At 36.3% G+C, this 22,991-nt stretch carries 18 protein-coding genes and 1 riboswitch; of the genes, 15 read left to right on the top strand and 3 right to left on the bottom strand.

The genetic code is table 11. The annotated features are described in order from the left end of the window. Window positions 1-281 precede the first annotated feature (281 nt). From secA to AN959_RS01190, 12 genes are all read left to right on the top strand, one after another. Window positions 282-2,792 carry a preprotein translocase subunit SecA gene (secA, locus tag AN959_RS01250; protein WP_053590277.1) on the top strand — a complete coding sequence of 837 codons (2,511 nt, stop codon included), beginning with the start codon at window positions 282-284 and terminating at the stop codon, window positions 2,790-2,792. 109 nt (window positions 2,793-2,901) lie between these two features. Then, window positions 2,902-4,003 (top strand): peptide chain release factor 2 gene (gene prfB / locus AN959_RS01245; protein ID WP_156350728.1). Its coding sequence is split into 2 segments (ribosomal slippage): window positions 2,902-2,973 and window positions 2,975-4,003, totalling 1,101 coding nucleotides; the frame shifts between segments, so codons are not numbered across the junction. Between the two features lie 85 nt (window positions 4,004-4,088). Continuing rightward, a complete protein-coding gene (locus AN959_RS01240; protein ID WP_056827593.1) occupies window positions 4,089-5,552 on the top strand; it encodes a methyl-accepting chemotaxis protein in 1,464 nt (487 codons plus the stop codon). A gap of 991 nt (window positions 5,553-6,543) precedes the next feature. Further along, window positions 6,544-7,413: a YitT family protein gene (locus tag AN959_RS01230; RefSeq protein WP_056827589.1), complete on the top strand. Its 870-nt coding sequence runs from the start codon at window positions 6,544-6,546 to the stop codon at window positions 7,411-7,413. Between the two features lie 50 nt (window positions 7,414-7,463). After that, the gene (gene cccB, locus AN959_RS01225; protein ID WP_056827587.1) at window positions 7,464-7,808 is read left to right on the top strand and encodes a cytochrome c551; all 345 of its coding nucleotides are present in this window, start codon (window positions 7,464-7,466) and stop codon (window positions 7,806-7,808) included. A 301-nt stretch (window positions 7,809-8,109) separates the two neighbouring features. Beyond that, the gene (gene ftsE, locus AN959_RS01220) at window positions 8,110-8,796 is read left to right on the top strand and encodes a cell division ATP-binding protein FtsE (protein ID WP_053590273.1); all 687 of its coding nucleotides are present in this window, start codon (window positions 8,110-8,112) and stop codon (window positions 8,794-8,796) included. Next, on the top strand, window positions 8,786-9,673 hold the full coding sequence (gene ftsX / locus AN959_RS01215; RefSeq protein ID WP_056827585.1) for a permease-like cell division protein FtsX: 888 nt from the start codon (window positions 8,786-8,788) through the stop codon (window positions 9,671-9,673). The genes ftsE and ftsX overlap by 11 nt, the downstream gene beginning before the upstream one ends. Window positions 9,674-9,717: 44 nt before the next feature. Beyond that, on the top strand, window positions 9,718-11,025 hold the full coding sequence (locus AN959_RS01210; protein ID WP_056827583.1) for a murein hydrolase activator EnvC: 1,308 nt from the start codon (window positions 9,718-9,720) through the stop codon (window positions 11,023-11,025). A gap of 226 nt (window positions 11,026-11,251) precedes the next feature. Continuing rightward, window positions 11,252-11,830 carry a peroxiredoxin gene (locus AN959_RS01205; RefSeq protein WP_056827581.1) on the top strand — a complete coding sequence of 193 codons (579 nt, stop codon included), beginning with the start codon at window positions 11,252-11,254 and terminating at the stop codon, window positions 11,828-11,830. A gap of 71 nt (window positions 11,831-11,901) precedes the next feature. Beyond that, window positions 11,902-13,329 (top strand): S41 family peptidase, encoded by a 1,428-nt coding sequence (locus AN959_RS01200; protein WP_056827579.1) that lies wholly within the window; start codon window positions 11,902-11,904, stop codon window positions 13,327-13,329. 75 nt (window positions 13,330-13,404) lie between these two features. Continuing rightward, entirely contained in the window at window positions 13,405-14,577 is a 1,173-nt protein-coding gene (locus AN959_RS01195; RefSeq protein WP_253278850.1) for a PDZ domain-containing protein, read from the top strand. A gap of 9 nt (window positions 14,578-14,586) precedes the next feature. Further along, on the top strand, window positions 14,587-14,844 hold the full coding sequence (locus AN959_RS01190) for a CsbA family protein (RefSeq protein WP_053590268.1): 258 nt from the start codon (window positions 14,587-14,589) through the stop codon (window positions 14,842-14,844). Between the two features lie 206 nt (window positions 14,845-15,050). Here the strand turns inward: AN959_RS01190 and AN959_RS01185 are convergent, their stop codons facing one another. From AN959_RS01185 to AN959_RS01175, 3 genes are all read right to left on the bottom strand, one after another. Further along, the gene (locus tag AN959_RS01185; protein WP_056827578.1) at window positions 15,051-16,286 is read right to left on the bottom strand and encodes a M20 family metallopeptidase; all 1,236 of its coding nucleotides are present in this window, start codon (window positions 16,284-16,286) and stop codon (window positions 15,051-15,053) included. Between the two features lie 109 nt (window positions 16,287-16,395). Continuing rightward, a riboswitch (SAM riboswitch) is annotated at window positions 16,396-16,502 on the bottom strand. Between the two features lie 75 nt (window positions 16,503-16,577). Beyond that, window positions 16,578-16,886: an AzlD domain-containing protein gene (locus AN959_RS01180; RefSeq protein WP_056827577.1), complete on the bottom strand. Its 309-nt coding sequence runs from the start codon at window positions 16,884-16,886 to the stop codon at window positions 16,578-16,580. A gap of 4 nt (window positions 16,887-16,890) precedes the next feature. Further along, window positions 16,891-17,619 carry an AzlC family ABC transporter permease gene (locus AN959_RS01175; RefSeq protein ID WP_056827576.1) on the bottom strand — a complete coding sequence of 243 codons (729 nt, stop codon included), beginning with the start codon at window positions 17,617-17,619 and terminating at the stop codon, window positions 16,891-16,893. 114 nt (window positions 17,620-17,733) lie between these two features. Here AN959_RS01175 and AN959_RS01170 point away from each other — a divergent pair, with 114 nt between their 5' ends. The 3 genes from AN959_RS01170 (at window position 17,734) to addB (ending at window position 22,990) form a co-directional block, all read left to right on the top strand. After that, window positions 17,734-18,375: a TVP38/TMEM64 family protein gene (locus AN959_RS01170; RefSeq protein ID WP_056827575.1), complete on the top strand. Its 642-nt coding sequence runs from the start codon at window positions 17,734-17,736 to the stop codon at window positions 18,373-18,375. Further along, window positions 18,368-18,919, top strand: coding sequence for a signal peptidase I (gene lepB / locus AN959_RS01165; protein ID WP_253278849.1), 552 nt, complete (start codon window positions 18,368-18,370; stop codon window positions 18,917-18,919). The genes AN959_RS01170 and lepB overlap by 8 nt, the downstream gene beginning before the upstream one ends. 576 nt (window positions 18,920-19,495) lie before the next feature. Next, complete coding sequence (addB, locus tag AN959_RS01160; protein WP_056827574.1) at window positions 19,496-22,990, top strand: helicase-exonuclease AddAB subunit AddB; 3,495 nt, start codon at window positions 19,496-19,498, stop codon at window positions 22,988-22,990. The last annotated feature ends 1 nt before the right edge of the window (window position 22,991 follow it).

Below are 22,991 nucleotides of genomic sequence, written 5' to 3'. Positions count from 1 at the left end.
TTTACAAATGCTATCATGCTTCGTTACTTGCACCTGCGGTTACTCGTCGCAAACAAGAACGTTTGCACTTCGAACGACAAGCGATTTCATCCAGTTAGATAATATCCTAACTCTCCTCCATGCAAGAGGAGAGTTTTTTTATGTTAATATAAAGGTGAAAGAAAATCTTTACTCCTCCAATTTTAGCGCAAACAACCTCTTTGTGAACCGACATGTTGTTTGCACCACTATGTAACGAATGGTAAAATGGGGAGTAAGACTAAATGGGAAGTGAAAAATAGATGCTTGGTGTATTAAATAAAGTATTCGATTTAAATAAACGTGACCTTAAACGACTAGAAAAAGTCGCTGATAAAGTAGAAGCCTTAGCTGGAGAAATGGAAGCAAAGACTGATGATGAATTACGTGCTAAAACCGACGAATTTCGTACACGCTATGCAAACGGAGAAACATTAGATGGATTATTGCCAGAAGCATTTGCTGTAGTACGTGAAGGTGCAAGACGTGTTCTAGGATTGTATCCTTTCCGCGTGCAAATCATGGGTTCTGTTGCGCTTCATGAAGGAAATATTGCAGAGATGAAAACAGGGGAAGGGAAAACACTTACTTCTACTATGTCTGTATATTTAAATGCCATTCCTGGACTTGGCTCACACGTTGTAACTGTCAACGAATACTTATCAAGTCGGGATGCGACGGAAATGGGACAACTGTTTGAGTTTTTAGGGATGACAGTTGGCTTAAATTTAAATTCATTGTCTAAAGAAGAAAAACGTGAAGCATACGCTTGCGATATAACATACTCTACTAATAATGAACTAGGTTTTGACTACTTACGCGATAATATGGTGTTGTACAAGGAAGATAAAGTTCAACGTCCACTTCATTATGCAGTAATAGATGAAGTTGACTCCATCTTAATTGATGAAGCAAGAACGCCATTAATTATTTCTGGACAAGCAAATAAGGCAGCTCTTCTTTATAAACAAGCTAATGCTTTCGTTCGGACTTTAACGAAAGAAACAGACTATACGTATGAAGAATCAACAAAAGGTGTGACGTTAACAGATACTGGTGTTGAAAAAGTAGAAAAAGCATTTGGTATTGAAAACTTGTTTGATTTAACACATGTTCGTTTAAATCACGCAGTCAATCAATCATTAAAAGCACATGTCTCTATGCACCTCGATGTGGATTATGTAGTTCAAGATGAAGAAGTTGTTATCGTTGACTCATTTACTGGACGTCTAATGAAAGGACGTCGTTATAGTGATGGTCTTCATCAAGCAATCGAAGCAAAAGAAGGCTTAGAAATTCAAAATGAATCGATGACAATGGCAACCATTACATTCCAAAATTTCTTCCGTATGTACGACAAATTATCAGGTATGACTGGTACAGCGAAAACAGAGGAAGAGGAATTCCGTAATATTTACAATATGAACGTTATTGCTATTCCAACGAATCGCCCAATTATGAGAGACGACCGTGCAGACTTAATATACGCATCGATGAATGGCAAGTTTGAAGCTGTTGCAGCTGATATTGCCGAAAGAAATAAAAATGGCCAACCTGTTTTGATTGGTACTGTAGCCATTGAAACATCTGAAATTATTTCCAATTTGTTAACAAAACACGGTATTAAGCATAATGTATTAAATGCGAAAAATCATGAACATGAAGCAGAAATAATTGCAACAGCTGGTCATATGGGCTCTGTAACAATTGCTACGAACATGGCTGGTCGTGGTACAGATATTAAACTTGGCGAAGGTGTTATTGAAGTCGGTGGATTGGCAGTTATCGGTACTGAACGCCATGAGTCTAGACGTATTGATAATCAGCTTCGTGGACGTTCTGGGCGTCAAGGAGATCCAGGTATTACACAGTTCTATCTATCAATGGAAGACGAGTTGATGCGTCGTTTTGGTTCAGATAATATGCGTAATATGATGTCGAAGCTTGGCATGGATGATTCACAACCAATCCAATCTAAGATGGTTTCTCGCGCAGTAGAATCAGCGCAAAAACGTGTAGAAGGTAATAACTTTGATTCACGAAAACGACTATTGCAATATGATGACGTATTACGTCAGCAACGTGAGATCATCTACAAAGAGCGTAATGAAGTATTAGAAACAGAGAATATGCGTGCACTAGTAGAATCAATGATTTTCGGAGTAATTGAACGCTTAGTCGGATCCTTTACAAACTCTGAAAATAAAGCGGAGTGGAATTTAAAAGGAATTGAAGACTATATCAATGCGAATTTATTGCCAGAAGGTATTATTTCACAACAAAGTTTAGAGGGTTTATCTTCGGAAGAAATCATCGATAAACTTAAAGAAGAAGTAATTCGTTTCTATGATGCAAAAGAGGAAGATCTATCTGCTGAACGTATGCGTGAATTCGAAAAAGTAGTGTTACTACGTTCGATAGACTCGAAATGGATCGATCATATCGATGCAATGGATCAGCTTCGTCAAGGTATTCACTTACGAGCTTATGGACAAAACGATCCACTACGTGAGTACCAAAGTGAAGGTTTTGCGATGTTTGAGGCAATGGTGGAAGCGATTCAAGAGGACGTTGCAAAATATGCAATGAAAGCAGAAATTCGCAATAACCTCGAGCGCGAAGAAGTAGCAAAAGGTCAAGCAGTGAATCCGAAAGAAGATGGAGAAGCTGTAAAGAAAAAACCTGTTCGCAATGAAGCGGCGGTCGGGCGAAATGATTTATGTCCTTGTGGAAGCGGGAAGAAGTTTAAAAACTGTCACGGAGCTGTACAGTAATAAACGATAACTCAAGCGTCTATGTCTGCTTTTTTACGTAAAGTGACTAGGCGCTTGAAATCTGAGTAAATGTAAGAGAATTTAAGAAAGTCGGAGGCAATATAAAATGGTGGAAATAGCAGCGATACGAAATGAATTAGATCGAACAGCAGGTAAATTGGAAGACTTTAGGGGGTCTCTTTGACTTAGAAAACAAAGAGGTTCGTATACAAGAATTAGAAGAAATGATGACTTTTCCGGACTTTTGGGATGACTCTCAAGGTGCTCAGAAAGTAATCAATGAGATGAATGGATTAAAAGGAATCGTAGAGCAATACAAAGACCTTGTATCCACACAAGAAAATCTAGAAATGACGCTTGAATTAATTAAAGAAGAACCAGATGAAGAATTACAAGAAGAGCTTGGTGTTGAACTAAAAGATTTCAGTAGTAAACTTGGAGACTTTGAATTGCAAATGCTATTAAGTGAAGAATATGATAAGCATAATGCTATTCTAGAGTTACATCCAGGAGCTGGTGGAACAGAGTCACAAGACTGGGGTTCTATTTTACTTCGTATGTACCAGCGCTGGGCAGATAAACATGGCTTTAAAGTTGAAACAATTGATTATTTACCAGGCGATGAAGCAGGTATTAAATCGGTTACTTTGCTAATAAAAGGACATAATGCATATGGCTATTTAAAAGCAGAAAAGGGTGTACACCGTCTTGTACGTATTTCACCTTTTGACTCATCAGGCCGTAGACATACATCTTTTGTTTCATGTGAAGTAATGCCAGAGTTTAACGACGAAATCGAAATTGAGATTCGTAATGAAGATTTGAAAATTGATACTTATCGTGCCACTGGTGCAGGTGGTCAGCATATCAATACTACCGATTCTGCAGTTCGTATTACACATTTACCAACCAACACAGTTGTTACTTGTCAAACCGAACGTTCACAGATTAAAAACCGTGAACACGCAATGAAATTATTGAAATCTAAATTGTACCAATTGAAAATTGAAGAGCAAGAAGCACAACTTGCTGAAATCCGTGGAGAACAAAAGGAAATCGGATGGGGAAGTCAAATTCGATCTTATGTATTCCACCCATATTCAATGGTAAAAGATCATCGTACAAATGAAGAGAGTGGTAACGTTCACGCTGTAGTGGATGGAGAACTAGACCAATTTATTCATGCCTATTTACGATCAAAAATAAATTAATAGACGAATCATACTTCGATGTTATAATTAGGTAACATTGGAGTATTTTTTTGTCTTTAATTTGAATATTTTGGAGGATAGCGGGATGAATATCGTAGACATTAAGAAACAGGATTTACAAAAGAAAAACTTCATTTTATTTTTAGCTTATGGACTGGCAGGAACTTTAGGTCTCATTGCGCAAATTTTGTTAAAGCAAGACAACGCTGTTATTATCTCCATTGGGGTACCACTAATTTTAACTGTCGCGATTTATTTTCTTACTAGATTAACAAACAAATTAGCAATTATTTTTCCGTATATTGTCATTATTTCAGGTGCAATCACTTCGACGGGAACATCTTATTTTTATGAAGTCAGTATCGCTTCAATTGTTTTAGCACTTTTTGTACTAATATTAAGCAGTTTACACAACAACCAGGGAGTATTTTTATTTGGCTATATTTTTTCTGTTCTTGCAATGATCGTAAATGTTTTATTTGATACAACTGGTATTTTTGAAGGTAAAACGATTAATGTCTTTTTTGTACAATTTATAATGGCTTTAGGTATTTTTCTACAAGTTAGGCAAAGTAAAGCATTATTTACTAATGTTGAGAATTTAGTAGGTAATGCGGAAATGAAAGCAAAAGACGAGGAATTACATAAACAACATCTCCAAACCGCCGTGACAATCATTACAACTAATTTGGAACAAATACGCAATAGTACACATGCTTCTATCTATTCGCAGCAAGAGATGCTTCAGGCAGTAGATGAAGTAAGCATTGGCTCTCAACGACAAGCAGATCATGTAGTAGATATTGTAAAGAATACAGAGGCTACAACAGATTCTGTAAAAGAAATGGTTGGTCATTTAAACGCAATTGTCCGTCAAGCAGAAATAGCCGAAAAAAATGCAGCCGATGGATCCGTAGTAATGAATAAAATGAAAAATGAGATAGATCAATTTACAGTATTTTTTGTTGAGTTGAATAAAACATTCAACGATCTTTCCAATAAAATCAATGAAACAAATGAATTTGCGAGTACTATTAGAAAAATAACCGAGCAAACCAATTTATTAGCATTAAACGCATCTATTGAAGCTGCGAGAGCAGGAGAACAAGGAAAAGGTTTTGCAGTAGTTGCAGAAGAAATAAGGAAATTAGCTGGAGTGACAGATCAGTCTCTAGAAAAAATAGATACAAACTTAAACGAAGTAAATAAATATAATGAAGCAGCATTGGGTAAATTAGAATTAGGTGTTACTCAAATTTATTCCCAAGTACAAACGGCAGATAAGTCGAATAAGTCATTCAACGAGTTATTTGAGACAATGCAATCTTTACAAAATGAACTATCAAAATTTTTAAAAGATGTGGATGCAATTGCTGAAAATAGTGAAGCTATCCAAACGAGTACGAACGAATTTGCAGCTATTATAGAAGAAAGCACCGCTGCAGTTGAAGAGCTTAATGCAACTTTAGTTAATATTACGGACGAACAAAAGACAATTGCAAAATATATCGATGAAACATACGAAGAAACACAATCAATTAAGAAATGAGAGAAGATGCCCATCACGTTGGGCAGACTGTAGACAAACTCTAAGGATTTTGAGTTTGTCTACAGTCTTTTTTCAATTAAAATAATGATAAAAATTCCGCTCCTGGCGGACGCTTTCCGCGGGCGGGGCCGAGCCGCTTCCTTCGCAAAGCTCAGTCCAGGGTCTCGACTGTCCCGCTTTTCCCGCTGGAGTCGCCGCCTCCGCTCCTATCAATATAATGCTTGTACTTCCATACACACGTCCAAAAACTAAAGATGGTTTCTTCCGCAAACACGATTTTAGTCTTCCTAAATTTGACGCTGAATCAGCATTTGATGATATCTACTCTCTCTCAACTTCAGAGAAAAAAACATGTAGAAGAAGCAGATCATCTTCGCCACTATTATGAGATAAACAAGTATTTGGAAAGCGTAAAGAAACGGTTGAACTTTGATAAAAGCTTAAGTATAGGGGAAAATACAATTACTCAATGAATATTGCCTTACACTTAGATTGGGTTACTTTCCTTGATGCAATATGACAAAAAGGAAGTTGGCTAATTGTCTCGTTAATTATTTTGATTTTTATCATCCTTTTCTATTTACTTAAGATGTTTGGAGAAGCGTCCGCTCGACTCCTGTGGGAAAGCGAGTTAGACGAGACCCTGCAGGAGCGTAGCGACGAAGCGGCTCGGCGCTCGCCCACGGAAAGCGAGCGGTAAGCTTCGGAAAACAATGATCTAACTCTTTTATAAATTTGATTTTGTCTACACTCTTAGGATGCCCACCATGTTGGCATCTTTTTTGATTAAAAAGGAAACGACCGTATAACGTTTAACATAGGGATAATACTTAAGATAATGAGAGAAACACGAGAACGCTGAATAATTCCATCGAAACAATCAATCACTTTATCCATTTATCGCGTCACTTTGCTGAAGTTCACAAAGTCCTCATCAGTTGTTATACTAGTTCGGGCTATATAAGTATTTTGAAACGAAAGAGGATAAAATATGTCTACAAATCAAAGAATACACAAAGAGCTTCCGCCTTTATGGGAACAAGGAAGAGATTATTTATATGTCATAATTGGTGCGGCGATTATTGCAATTGGATTTAATGTTTTTTTATTACCAAATCAAGTTGCTTCGGGTGGAGTAAGTGGGATAAGTACCATTTTAAAAGGCGTTTTTGGCTGGGAGCCAGGAATTGTTCAATATTCATTTAATATCCCGTTATTTATTGCTGGTCTATTTTTTCTTGGTGCTAAGTTCGGCATCAAATCTTTAGTAGGAACTCTTACACTTCCAGCAGTTGTTTTATTATCTTCTAGTTGGGAACCATGGACAACGAATCCACTGTTAGGTGCTTTGTTTGGAGGAATCACGGTAGGTCTTGGATTAGGAATCGTGTTTCGAGGTGGTGCATCTACAGGAGGTACTGATTTAGCAGCTCAAATTATTACAAAGTATACTGGATTTTCTCTTGGAACAAGTGTGTTATTAATTGATGGTTTAATTGTACTTAGTGCTGCCATCGTTTTTGATATTGAAAAAGCACTTTATGCATTGATTGGATTGTTTGTAACGACGAAGACCATTGATTTAGTTCAACTTGGATTTAGTCAATCTAAAATGATTTACATTATTACGAATAAACAAGAGGAAATAAGGGATGCTATATATAAAGAAATAGACAGAGGGGTGACAAAACTTCCTGCAATTGGGGGATACACTGAGGAAGAACGACCAATTTTGTTAGTAGTTGCCTATCAAACCGAATTCACAAAACTGAAACAAATTGTCAAAACCCATGACCCACAAGCCTTTGTGATTGTTTCAAGTGCATACGAGGTGCTAGGGGAAGGTTTTAAAAGGAACTAACTTTGGTATACTAAGAATGCAAAGCAATATTAGTTAAGGGAGGAAAAAATATGAATAAAAAATTATTAGCTGCAATTCTTGGTGCTGGTTTATTGTTAGCAGCATGTGGCGGCGGAGATGAAGAAGCAGAACCAGCCGACACAGGTACAACTGAAACTGAAACTGAAACCGCATCTGTTGATCCCGAAAAAATTGTAAATGCAAAATGTACAAGCTGTCATGGCGGAAACTTAGAGGGACAAGGAAACTTCCCAGCACTTAATGATGTAGGATCTCGTTTATCTAATGATGAAATTTTAAATGTAATTGAAAACGGTAGAGGTGCAATGCCAGGTGGTCTTGTTACCGGAGAAGACGCAGAAGCTGTTGCGGCATGGTTAGCTGAGAAGAAATAATTATAAGTTCTGTTTTCTGTCAACAATTTAATGTTTTTTACAAAAATCAATTGCTTTTTTAAGCAATTGATTTTTTTTGTTAATAAAGAAGGAAAAGAGAAGAGAAATGTAGAATGTTAAATTATTAGGTAATTTGTATGTACGAAAATCCTCCTAATTCGTAAAAAGGAAACAAAGAAATGTGTCAAAACTGCATAAATTTACCTATAAATTGAAATGAAACTGTAACAAAAGAAAAGGCATCTAATGTTATAATAGGCATGTCGTATTTTACAAAGCAAAATAATTAGGTGGTTTAAAAATGATAGAAATGGTAAAAGTCTACAAAAAATATCCGAACGGTATTGTTGCAGCAAATGGGATTGATGTAGAAATTAAGCAAGGTGAATTTGTTTATGTTGTCGGGCCAAGTGGTGCAGGAAAATCGACATTCATCAAAATGATGTATCGAGAAGAAAGACCAACTTCAGGGGATATTATTATTAATGGAGTTAACTTAGCTACTCTAAAAAATAGTAAAGTTCCATATTTAAGAAGACAAATTGGGGTAGTCTTCCAAGACTTTAAATTACTACCTCGTTTAAATGTGTATGAAAATGTTGCATTTGCATTAGAAGTAATTGAAGAAACACCTAAAGTTATTCGCAAAAAAGTAATGGATGTTCTTGAGCTTGTTGGTTTGAAACATAAAGCTAGAATGTTTCCAACAGAGCTTTCAGGTGGGGAGCAACAACGTGTGTCGATTGCTCGTTCCATTGTGAATACCCCTAAATTAGTAATTGCGGATGAACCGACAGGAAATTTAGATCCTGATACTTCTTGGGAGATCATGAATATTTTTGAAGAAATAAATTCACGTGGAACAACAATTATTATGGCAACTCATAATAGAGAAATTGTGAATACATTAAGACACCGTGTTATCGCAGTTGAGGGTGGATTAATCACCCGAGATGTATACGGAGGAGATTACGGTTATGAAAGCTAGAACAGCAGGAAGACACTTCAGAGATAGCCTTAAGAGTATAAGCCGTAATGGTTGGATGACTTTTGCCTCGGTTAGTGCAGTAACAGTAACTTTATTACTTGTTGGTGTTTTCGTCATGATTATGATGAATTTAAATAAAGTCGCTGATGATCTTGAAAAAGATGTTGAAATTAAAGTAATCGTAGAGTTAACAGCGGATGAAGCTGCTATTACAAAATTAGAAGAAGAGATTAAAAATACATCAGGAATAGCCGAAGTTGCTTTTTCGCCAAAAGAAGACGAACTAAACAAGTTAGTGTTAGATTTTGGGGAAGACTTACGATTATTTGAACAGCAAAACCCATTACATAATGTGTTTTATGCTAAAGCGGAAAATCCACAAGAAACAGCAGCGGTTGCGAAGAAACTTGATAAATTAGATAACACATTCGAAGTGAAGTATGGAGAAGGAAAAATTGAAAAACTCTTTTCTTTCTTAAATACAAGTAGAAATATAGGATTAGTGTTAATTTTAGCATTGTTATTTACTGCAATGTTCTTAATCTCTAATACTATTCGTATTACCATTGTTGCTAGACGACGTGACATTGAAATAATGAAGCTCGTAGGTGCTACTAACTGGTTTATTCGAATTCCATTTATTTTAGAGGGTATGTGGCTTGGTATATTAGGAGCTATTATTCCGATTACACTGATAACAATACTCTACTATAATATTTACAATGTCCTAGGGCCAAAATTGGCACAGGGTAATTTATTTGAACTACTCGATTTTTCACCATTCATTTATCAAGTCAATGCCTTGATATTATTAATGGGTGTCTTAATCGGAATCTGGGGTAGTTTTATGTCAGTTCGTAAGTTTTTACGGGTTTAAGAGTTAGATAAGATAAGAAGGAAGCTTGAAGGGAGCAAGAAGTTTTGAGAAAACAGTCTAAGTGGACGCTACGAGTTTTAGCGATAGCAACATCTGGAGCACTTTTATTCACAGGACCGAGTGCACTAGCGAATTCTTTAAATGATTTAAAAGGTCAACAAAAAGAGTTAGAGCAAAAGAAAGAATCTATTAACTCAAACATTAAAGAAACAGAAGGTAAAATAAATCAAAATGAGTCTAAAATCGACCAAATCATGGCTCAGATTCAGGCATTAGACACGGAAATTTTAGATACTGAAAAGAACATCTCTAATGTTTTAAATGAGATTAAGCTCACTACTGATGAAATTGAAAAATTAAAGGCTTCTATTGTAGAATTAGAACGAAAAATTGAAGAACGTGACAAGCTTTTAAAAGAACGTATCCGTGCAGTACAAGTTAGTGGTGGTTCTGTAAGCTATTTAGACGTATTGCTTGGTGCTAATAGCTTCGTTGATTTCATCGACCGTTTTTCAGCAGTAAATACATTGATGGAAGCGGATCGTACTATTTTAAAAGAACAAGCAGATGATAAAAAACAATTAGAAGAAGAAAGAGCTAGTTTAGAGAAAAAGTTAGAAGAGCAAGAAGAAAGTAAAAATAAGCTCGTAAATTTAAAAGCTTCTCTTGATAAACAAAAAGCTTCTAAAGGAACTTTAGTGGACCAATTAGAGGCAGAACAATCGAAATTACTTGAACAAAAACAAGTGATGGAAACGGAATATGAAGAAGTATTAAATATAAGTGCAGATGTACAAAATAAAATTGTGGCAGAACAAAAGCGTCAAGCAGAAAGAGCTAGAAAGATTGCAGAAGAAAAGAAACGTAAAGCTGCTGAAGAAAGAAAACGTCAGCAATCATCAAGTGGTTCTTCCGTAGCGATTCCGGAAGTGTCTTCTGGGGCATGGACAAAACCTGCGAACGGAACGTTCACTTCAGGATACGGTTATCGTATACATCCTATTTATGGTAAAGGTAAAATGCATTATGGTGTAGATTTTGCTAACTCAACAGGTACACCTGTTGTATCTGCTGCTGATGGAGTAGTTTCTTATGCGTCACCACTGAGCACATACGGAAATGTTATTATGGTGACACATTCAATAGATGGTCAAACATTCACTTCTTTATATGCACATTTAAGCAAAATTAACGTAAGTGTTGGACAAGTTGTATCGAAAGGCGAGCATATTGGAGCAATCGGTACTACTGGTAACTCCACTGGCCCTCATTTACATTTTGAAATTCATATAGGGAACTGGGAAGGTATGACAGCAAACTCAGTTAACCCACTTAGATATATTTCCTTATAAAAAACGGCTTCGGCCGTTTTTTTTATTTTGATTGAATATCTGTCCAAATTACCACCGGAAACGATTGAAAACAGTATTAGAAGATAGAATTTGAGTTTTTCTTATTCCTCCATAGGTAAAATCGATTTGAACAATTAATTAGTATTTGACTTCATTTATGCGTATAATAGGAGCGATAGAATTCTTAAACTCTTGTACGTCTAACAAATTGAGTGGAGGAACAAAAGTGAAAAAAAAGATATTTGGGTTATTGATAATTGCGAGTTTAGTGGCTATTGCAACGATTACCTTTGTAAAAAGTAATACGGATAGAACTGAAGCAATTTCAAATGAGCAATTAGGTTCTGATCTTGCAACCAATCCAGCAAATGATGGTACCGGAAAAGGGGATGCTGCACCAGACTTTACACTTACGACACTTGATGGTAAAGAAGTGACATTGTCCGATTATAAAGGGAAAAAGGTAGTATTAAACTTTTGGGCTACTTGGTGTCCACCTTGTAAAGCTGAAATGCCACATATGCAAAACTATTACGAGGATAAGGCTGAACAAGAAAATGTAGAAATCTTGGCGGTTAATTTGACTAGCTCAGATTCTGGACTTGATAAAGTGCAAGCTTTTCAAGAAGATTACGCTCTAAGTTTTCCCATACCTCTTGATGAAGAGGGTATAGTAGGTGAAACGTATCAAGCTATTACAATTCCTACTACATATATGATTGATACGACTGGAACAATCCAAAATAAAATCGTTGGTCCAATGGACGAACAAATGCTTACAGACTTAGTAGGTAATTTAAAATAAATTCCGATTTTTGGGCAAGTATTAAACTCTTCATTTCTCACATATATTAGTGGAAAAGTAGGAGGTATAGCTTGCGCAAAAGTCGGATTTTTTTATATGTTATTTTGTTTGTTATCTTACTAGGAATCTTTTATTTTTGGATGGTAAAACCAGCGAATGATCAATCAACAACTACTACGTCTATTAGTAACAATCAAGTCATCGATGAAGCCTTTCAATTAATTAGAAAAGAGGCCGTATTCGCCAAAAAAGAAAATATACTTGTGGAAGGTGCAATTCGAGGGATGGCAGAGGCATTAGAAGATCCTCATAGCAGTTATTTGACTAAAGAAGAAGCGGTAGCCCAAGAGTCTTCACTAGCCGAAGAGAGAGTTGGGATAGGAGTAGAAATAACACTATCAGGTGGAAAATTCGTAGTTGTCTCTCCTCTTAAAGATTCTCCTGCTTATAGGGCTGGGTTAAAGCCACAAGATGAGATTGTTCGAGTGAATGGAGAAAGACTGGATGGTAAGTCCATGGCTGAACTTGTAAAATTGTTAAGTGGCGAAAAAGGAACTAGTCTTAAGATGACTGTTTATCGTTCAAGTGAAGAACGCCATGTAGAGTTACATATGAAGCGGGAAGTAATTGCGATGCACACCGTATCTAGTGAAGTTTATGAAGTCGAGGATTTTTCAATTGGTATTGTGACCATCGCTATTTTTGGAGAAAAAACAGGAGAAGAATGGGCTAAACAAACAAAGGCATTAGTAGATCGGGGAATAGATGGTCTTCTGATCGATGTAAGAGGAAACCCAGGTGGATATTTATATAGTGTGTCATCCATTGTCAGTACCCTACTCGAAAATGGAAAAACATTCGCTTATATGCAAGATGCAAATGGAGTTTTAGAAATGTTGAATACAGAAAATAAGGAAAAGCCTTATCTAAATAAAATACCAGCTGTTTTACTGCAAAATGGAGGTAGTGCCTCTGCTAGTGAAGTATTAGCTGGTGCTTTAAAAGATAATAATCGTGCGATGATTGTTGGTGAAACAAGCTACGGGAAGGGAACTGTACAAGAATCTCATCCATTGTCAAATGGTGGAAAATTAAAAATCTCTACCCATAAATGGTTGACTCCTAAACAAGAATGGATTCACCATAAAGGAATTCAAGCTGATTTGGAGGTTGAGCCAGAGGAACTATATACAATGGATATTAAATATCCTCACGGAGAATTCCGAGTTGGAGATTTCGGAGAGGAAATAAAGTATGTTCAAAATGTACTAGGTGCTTTAGGATATAATATTGGACGCAAAGATGGTTATTTTGATGAAGATACGATGGATGGAGTAGAAAAGTATCGACAAGAGAGAAGTTTAGAGCCTAGTTCCGATATAGATGATGCACTATTCCAGTCTCTTTCTAAAACACTGATGGAATACAAAACTAGAAAAGAAAATGATAAGCAGCTACAAATGGGTATCAGTTATTTGGTTCATGAAATGAAAAAATAAGATTATTCCAAAATCCTATACGCAAAGGCCTCCTCGTTTGTTACAATAATAGAACGAGTATTGTAATAGAGGGGGATGCGTATCGTGGAAGAAATAATTATCGAATTGGCGAAAGGAATTGGACGTTTTTTCCTTCACCCAGCAATTTATATTACGCTTCTTTTCTCCATATTAATTGGTTATTTTCGTGTCAAGAGAGAGAGAAAGCATTTCCGTACTAGAATTCTATGGGGGTGGACTGAAGCCAAGCATTTATTTGATGGTTATGTTTGGGCAATTATTCTTTCCATTATCAGTGTAGGGATAGGACTAGTCGTACCAAATTCTTGGTTATTTGTTTATAGCGCATGGATGATCTTGTTTGTTTTATTATTTATGTACCAGCTTGGTTCTGCAATTTATGCAATGGCATTAGGAGCTGTTACGTTATATATTATGAATCTGTATGATTGGTCATTTAATATTCTTCCGTGGAATTTAACTGGTATGGATTTTTTCCAAAAATCTATCGTGACCATCGCAGTCTTAGCAGGGTTACTATTAATCATAGAAGGAATTCTTATACAAAAACACGGAGCACAAAATGCTTCTCCTAAACTAGTAAAAACACCAAGAGGAATTGAAGCAATTGAATATGTTACAAAACGGCTGTGGATACTACCTATTTTATTAGTCATTCCAGGTGATGCGATTTCTTCCTATATTCCATATTGGCCGCAATTTACACTTGGAGAATCGACATTCTCATTGGTTTTATTTCCATTTGTTATAGGATTTCAGCAAAAGAGCAGAAAAACACTCGCTGTAGAATTTTTCCCTAGCCTTGGAAAAAAAGTTTGGCAATTAGGAATTATCGTGGCTGTAGTAGCGGCAGTTGGTTATTTTATGCCGTTAGTAAGTGGACTTGCATTAATTCTCGGAGCCATCACAAGATTAGTCATTTCTTACATAGCTTATAAAAAAGAAATGTCAGGAACGTTTGCTATCTCCCCCCAATCGGACGGTGTTATGATAGCCGGAGTCCTTGCTGACTCACCAGCAGAGAAAATGGGTCTATTAATCGGTGAGAAAATTGTCAAAGTAAACGGACAAAAAGTAACAAATGAACAAGAGTTTTATGAAGCAGTTCAAATAAATGCTGCACATTGTCGCTTAGAAGTACTAGATATTAGCGGAGAACTTCGTTTACGCCAACATATTTTGTTTAGACATGATCACTATCGTCTAGGCTTAATATTAGTAAGATAGGAGATGACTATGGAAACTTTATCAATATCAACTCAAGTTACATTAGCCATTTTTACTCCAGCATTACTTGTTATTCTTTTTACACGTGTTACCTTTAATCATTATGTGGCATTATTATTGACTGTTGCTCTATTTGCCGCTTCTGTCTATGCTGGTTACACGCATAGATGGTGGATTTATATTATTGATGCAGCATCGTTGACTTTAGGTTTTTGGTATGCAACACATATGAAAAGTCGAGACAAAAAGAAAAAATCCACCTCTTAAGAAGAGGTGGATTTTTTCTTTTGGAATGTATTGTCTTTCATTGAATTGTTTTATTTTCATCTGGTGTTTTCAGGCTCCAGTAGTGAAAAGAGCAACTCATCCAGCGGAAGCTTATGCGTATTGTATAGCAAACGCATATCCGACTAATCTTTATGTTGTCGAAACACACTTCATAATCCGAAAGATAAAGAATATAAATTACAATATTAATCTTTCAAATCGCAAACGCCCATACCATCTGCTTTTGCTTTACGAGCTAAGGATGCATTAAATTCTTTTCTGATTTGATGAAGTAGTTTTGCATCTGTTAATATTCGATAACCGGTTGTAGCTAAGACTTTAGCTCCCTTGATTAGTGCTTCATCCGCAGCTTTAGATTTGGCAGCTTCACGGAATTCTATTGTATGGGCGACTAAATCATCTGGTCCAATTTTAATGGATGGTCTTGCAGTTGGTACTACGTAGCTAATATTTCCAGCATCCGTAGAGTCATTGTAATGTTTACTTTCTGTGTATACGACTTCTCCAATAGCTTCAAATTCCGAATGAATAACCTCATCTAACACTGAATTTACTACAAAATCTTGCACCTCATTTTGAAAACGTTCGATTTTTACAGAAGTTCCTGTTACAAGTGTTGCTCCGTTAGCAAGGAATCGAACTTTTTCGGAGATTTCCTCTGTTTTTTTCCAATTCTTTGCGCTGACATGAATACGAGCAGAGGCAAAGAAAGGGATAATGTTCGGTGAGTCACCTCCATGTGTAATAATTCCATGTATGCTAATATCAGATGGTAATTGTGAACGAAGCGCATGGATTCCGTTGAAAAACTGAACGACAGCTTCCAATGCATTTATTGTTTTATTAGAAGCTGCTGTTGGGTGAGTAGCTTGTCCAATAAAATGAAAATCTAATGATTCCAGAGCAAGTGTTTCGCAACTTAAAGTAGTTTTGCTTGAAGGGCTAATTATTAAAGCCACATCTACATCTTCTAGATAACCGAGCCTTACAAAGTTTCCTTTTGAACTTCCTTTTGATCCACCTTCTGCTGCGGGAGTACCAAGGACGATTATTCTTCCACCGGTTTCGTTCAGCATTTCTGCTAGAGAGATGCTAGCAGCCACACTTGCCGTACCAATAATGTTATGTCCGTCGGCATGTCCAATTGAAGGTAAAGCGTCGTATTCTGCTAAAAAAGCAACAGTAGGTCCCTCGATACCGCTATCCTTAATCGCATAGAAAGACGTTTCATGCCCTGCTATTCCTTTTTCGACTTGAAAATTTGCACTTTCTAATAAATCAATTAGCGTAGAACTAGCAAAAAATTCTTCGTTTCCGATCTCAGGGTTTTCATGTATTTGATGACTTATTTGAATATATACATTCTTGTTGTCTTCTATTAATTTATGGAGATAGTCTCTTTTTTCTACTAGGAAACTCACTTATATCTGCTCCTTTTACATTTATTATTCATAACAAAAAAGAACCCTCCTAATCTTATCTTGTATGATAAGAAAAAGAGAGCTCTTCGTATGATCGAAAAACCTTCTTTTCTCATCTTTCAAGCATAAATTGCTTGCAGGAATTGGCACAGTTTTCATTCTGAATCTGCTGCCGAAACGTCATTGGGCCTGTCCCTCAGTTTCTCTCGATAAGAAAGTGATATTTTTATGTAAATTTTATAAGAACTAATTCCAATATTAAGTAATTTATTCCTAGCAGTCAAGTAGTATTTAAAAGATAAGACTATATACAGCTAAAACACCAATTGTTACTAATACTACAACCATTACATTTGAAAAAATAATGGCAAGTGCGAATGCCACAATGGCTCCAATAATTCCAAATAATAGATTACCTTCTTGAACATATAAAATAGCTGGGAAAATTAATGCTCCTAATACTGCAAATGGAATATTACGTAATACTCCTGAAACAACAGGAGGTAATTCTTTGCCTTCTAAAAAAGTTAAGGGAAATGCTCGCGGAATATAGGTAACAATAGCCATTCCTAATAGCATCCACCAATACCATGCTTCCATTCCATTATGCTCCTTTCGCTAAGTTTTTTCCTCGTAGTCTAGTCCTCTTTTGATGATTGGCATATATAATTTCTACAAAAATAGAGGATGCTAGGGTAGCGACTAAAATAGCCCATCCTGTCGATAATAATTCTGTCCAGTAAAAAAATCCGTTTATAATAGCTGCAATGAGGGCCAGCATGACTACTTTGCGGTTTCCTCGCATAGAGGGTACTAGAAGACCAACGAACATTGCATATAGAGCAATCGACATGGCCGCTTGTAAAAATGCTGGTAGATTGGCACCTATAACATGTCCAACCGCTGTAAATACAACCCAACTACCATATGCGATAAGCGCAACACCAAATGCAAAAGAAGTATGTATTTTTTCATCTTTTTGAGTTGCTAATACGGAAAAAGATTCATCTGTAATCCCAAATGCATATATTCCTTTGACCCATCTTTTTTCACTATGCATCTTTTCATTGAGTGCAGCCGTCATTAAAAAGTGTCGAATGTTCACGACAAATGTATTTAAAACGATTAAAATAGGATCAACACCTTTTGCTATAAGCGTCAGTGACATATACTGAGCAGCGCCGGCGTAAACAAAAATACTCATTGCTGTTGCTTCAATAATGGAAAGTCCAGTGGTTTTTGCCAATAAACCAAATGTTAATGCAACTGGAAAATAGCCGATAGCAATACTCGTACCGGCTTTTAAACCCTTTACGAATGAATTATTATTCATGTCGAATTTCACCACCTTCAATTATGATAGTGAACAAATTATACTATATCTATAAAGTTTTATATAGTTGAAAATTGGGAAGAGTATAAATATACATAGAAGAGGAGAGTTACCATGCCAAGTTGGTTATCATTCGAAACTTTATCTAATTTAACACAAGATTACCGAGCACTTGGACCACTATTTGGGCTATTACTACCTTTTCTTGAAGCATTTTTGCCGTTTCTACCTTTAGTAGTTTTTATCGTGGCGAATGTGACTGCCTACGGAATTTTGTTTGGATTTTTATTATCTTGGGCAGGTTCGGTTGCAGGTGCTTATACTGTATTTTTAGTTATTAGAAAATACGGACGAGCTAGAGTTTTAGGTTTTATTACAAGGCATGAAAAGATTCAAAAATTAATATTATGGGTAGAGAGAAACGGTTTCGGACCATTATTTTTACTTATTTGTTTTCCATTTACACCCTCCGCACTTGTGAATATAGTTGCGGGTCTATCTAATATGAAAAAAAATACGTATTTATGGACAGTTGTCTTAGGGAAACTAATTATGATATTAGTGGTAAGCTTTATTGGTTCCGATATTAAAGCGCTCATTACACAACCCTTAAGAACAGCAATAATGATTGGAATAATGGTTATACTATGGTTTGTTGGAAAAGCTGTGGAGAAAAAAATTGATAAAAAAGTAGATGCAGATTTTAAATCAATTCGCGATGAAAGACGAAATAAAAAGGAGAAAAGATTTGAGTAATACACAAAAAGAATTGCTGGAATGGTTAGTGGCCATTTTCATTGGAATTTTAGTAGTATTTATTGTTCGTTCTTTCATTTTAACGAACTATGAAGTAGTCGGGGAATCAATGATGCCTACACTTCATGACAAAGATAAAGTATTTGTGAGTAAGCTTTCTGATATAGACCGCATGGATATTGTGATCTTTCATAGCGACCAAAAAGAAGACTATGTAAAACGTGTCATTGGTTTACCAGGTGATACTATCAAGTATGAAAATGATAAATTGTACGTAAATAATAAAAAAGTAGAAGAAAAATTTCTTGCGTCTTATCCTGCATATCAGAATCCGGAAGAAAATTTTACCGAAGACTTCGATTTAGAAGAGTTGACTGGAAGTAATAAAGTTCCTTCAAACAAGTTATTTGTGTTAGGAGATAATCGGATATCCAGTTTAGATAGTCGTTATTTCCAATTTATAGATCAAGAAGAAGTCATTGGAGAAGTAAAAATAAGATATTGGCCGTTTTCCAGAGCAACTTTAAATTTTGACTCCGAATAATTTCACACTCTACTGTATGTTTTGTACAATAGTAGTAAGAGATTATTCGGTTTTTTTAATTTTCTAAGCGGTAAGAAATTTTTTTTATTATTTTAGACTCTGTTAATAATTACTGATTATTTTTAACCAATTGAAATCTTTGAACAGATACATCAACAACTATTGGCATTCACGCTGGCCGCACGTCCGCATGAGCCGCTGTATGCTCAAGGCGCATACATCTGTCTCATACGGCACGTCATGCGGCTGGCAAGGCGTGAATGCCAGTGACCCCTATTGAAAAAGTCGAAGTCTATTCTATAATAAATTGTTTTGAATGCAGCTCCTGATTACTTCTTACTGTTTAGAAAAAACTTTTAAGATGTGCGCCTTACAAGCCGCAGGAGCGCGAAGAAGGAGACCCCGTAAGGGACGTGGGAGCTACGAAGGAGCAACTCATCCTACGGAGGCTCATGCGTAGCGTGCGGCAAGCGTACAATCCGTGTCTCTGCAATATAAGATTTTGAAACACATTCTATTTAGCACATCATAAATCATTAACAACTACAGCCTTATTTAAAGAAAGAAGGTGCACTTATGTCTTTACGAATTGTAACTGGACGAACTGGTTCGGGTAAAACAAAGTTTATGCAACAAGAAATCATTGATATATTACAAAAGGATTCTATCGGAGAACCATTATTTTATATAGTGCCGGACCAAATGTCTTTTTCTAGTGAATATTCACTTGCAGCTGATTCAGGACTTCCAGGGTTAATACGTGCACAAGTAACGACTTTTAAACGATTAGCTTGGCGAGTACTACAAGAAACTGGTGGAATCGCAAAAGAGGAAATTAGCGGATTTGGTTATCGTATGCTAATTCGCAGTTTACTAGAGGAAAATAAAGAACAATTTAAGTTGTTTAACCGTGCAGCTACAAAAAGAGGATTTACCGATCAAATTGAGGTGCTTTTAAAGGAATTCAACCGTTATTGTTTAAATTATGACACAATGTCTAATGTGTTAAATGATTTAGAAAATGTACAAGCACCTCAAACATTGATTGATAAATCATCAGACCTAGTCATGTTGCTTGAACTTATGGAGCAAAAGTTAGGCACGAGCTATATTGACGGAGAAGGATACTTGATGTTGCTAGCGCAAAAAATTAAAGATTCTTCGCTTCTCGCAACCTCCGAAATTTATATTGATGGATTCACTTCGTTTACTCCTAGGGAACTAGAAATAATCCAAGAGCTGATGAAAAAAACAAAACGTCTTACGATTGCTTTACCAATGGAGTCACTAGCTGATGCTCTTGATGAGCAATCCTTGTTTTTCCAACCGGCTAATACTTGTCAAAAGTTGTTAGATATCGCAAACAAAGAAAATGTAGAAATTGAACCGACAGAGCACCAAACAGAACAAAAACGTTTTGAAACGGTAGAATTAGCCCATTTAGAAGCAAATTTTGACCAGCTTCCTCCACAAGTAATAGGGACAGAAGGAAATCTTCATGTAATAGAAGCTGCAAATCGACGAGCAGAGGTTCATGCCATTGCGAGGAATATTCGTGTTCTCATGCAGCAAAATGATGTTCGATATAAAGAGATGGCTATTCTACATAGAGATTCGGAAACTTATGAGGGACTAATAGAAACTATTTTTGCTCAATATGATATTCCGGTTTTTATTAGTCGTAAGAAACCAATGCTACACCATCCACTTATTGAACTTAGTAGATCTGCCTTGGAAATAATTCGCTCGGATTGGAAATATGAGTCTATGTTTAGAGCGATTAAAACTGATTTATTTTTCCCTTTAAATGCTTCTAAAAGGGAATGGAGAGAGCGAGCAGATCGATTAGAGAATTTCGTCTTATCTTTTGGAATATACGGAGATAGATGGTTTGATGAAAAACGCTGGATTTATAAAAAGTATCGAGGTCTTGAATTTTATTCAAAAGTACAAACAGATGAAGAATTAAGTACTCAAGCAGATATTCATGCTGTGAGAGATATAGTGGTTAATCCTTTGAAGGTTCTTTCCGAACAATTGACAGTTAGTAATACCGGCATCGATATTGCTACAGCTTTATATACTTTTATGGAGACATTACAAGTTTACGATAAATTACAAGTATTAAAGCAGGCAGAAGAGGAAGAAGGTCAATTATTGCTTGCTACAGAACATGAGCAGGCGTGGAATGAATGGGTGGATGTGTTAGACCAATTCGTTTTAATGTTCGGAGAAAAAGAGATGTCACTGGAGGAGGCCTCCAAAATATTAGATGAAGGCTTTGATCAATTAGCCTTTTCAAGGATACCTCCTACCTTAGATCAAGTAGTCGTTGCAAGTGTTGACATAGGACGAGTTGTGAATATGAAGGCTACCTTTGTTATCGGTGTAAACGATGGGATCTATCCAAAACGTATGGATCATGAAGGACTACTTTCCGATATGGATCGGGAGTGGTTTAATCATATCGGATTTGAACTTGCACCAAGTTCTAAAATGCGCTTGCTAGATGAAAATTACTTAGTCTACAAAGCTTTTACTGGAGCATCCAACTATTTATTTGTATCGTATCCAATAGCAGATAGCGAAGGAAAGGCATTGCTTCCTTCCATGTATATTAAGAAGCTTCAGCAAATGATTGATAATCTTGAGATAGAGTTAGCAGTTATGGATCCAAGTGATTCAACGAATGCTGTTGTTGATCTATCAACCATTAGTCATCCACGTACTACGTTACCGTATGTTGTCATGCAGTTGCGTGAAGCACTGAATACAGGCAAGTTATCGGAAGTTTGGCAAGCAGTGTATAGCTATTATATGGATGATCCGTATTGGTCTAAACTAATGAAACGAATAACACGGCCTATGATACATGGGAATAAAACCGAAAGACTTTCACAGGATATGACATCTGCTCTTTATGGAGAAACAATTATTTCGAGCGTTTCAAGAGTAGAAAAATATTACAGCTGTCCATTTGCCCATTATGCATCATATGGATTGAAGTTAGAGGAGCGGGCTGAATATCATTTGGAGCCGCCGGCAATGGGTGATTTGTTTCATGCGGCATTAAAATGGATATCAGATGAAACAAACCGTTTAAATATTATGTGGGGAGATTTATCAAAATCCCAATGTATGAAGCTTGCTAAACAAGCAGTAGATCACATCGTACCGGTATTTGTCCATCAGCTTTTGTTAAGTACAAATCGATATCGATATATTCAACGAAAATTAGAGCAAATTGTAGCTTCTACACTTATTGCATTAAGTAAACACTCGAATGTTTCTAGCTTCGTTCCTATAGCTGTTGAAGCAGGATTCGGTCCTGGAGAAGCATTGCCCGCATTAGAAATACCACTAAAAAATAGACGAAAAATGCAATTACGAGGCAGAATTGACCGAGTGGATGCTGCAAACATAAATGGGAATATGTTTGTGCGAATTGTCGATTATAAATCTTCTAAAAAAGGGATTGATTTGAACGAAGTGTATCATGGTTTATCACTGCAGATGTTAACCTATTTAGATGTTGCAATCGCGAATGCACCAAGTTGGTTACAAGAGGATGCTGAGCCTGCTGGAGTGCTATATGTACATCTTCATAATCCTTTTATTCAATCTAAAAAAGAGATGGCAGAAGCTGAGTTGGAAGAAGCAATTTATAAATCATATAAAATGAATGGCTTATTAATAGACGATTCAGAAGTCATTATGGAAATGGATGAGCAAATGGATGGCTTTTCAAAGGTTATTCCAGTTCGAATAAATAAAGATGGGAACTTATCCAAATCCTCATCAAAAGTAGTAGATACAGAAAATATGAAACTACTTCAATCATTTGTGCGTAAAAAACATGAACAGGCTGGAAATGGTATGAATGCAGGGGATACACGTGTATATCCATACCGTCTCAAGGATAAAATGCCATGCCAATATTGTTCGTATCAGAGTGTTTGTCAATTTGACCCACAAGATCCAGAACAACCAGTACGATTGCTTAAAGTAGAGCAACCTGACGTGGTGGCTGAAAAAATTAGAGAGGAGATGGGGACTAGTGAACATTCCTAAT

It is taken from the genome of Psychrobacillus sp. FJAT-21963 (assembly GCF_001420585.1).
Lineage (GTDB): Bacteria > Bacillota > Bacilli > Bacillales_A > Planococcaceae > Psychrobacillus.
Note: the sequence above shows the minus strand (reverse complement) of the source record. Positions and strands in the feature narration are given on the sequence as shown.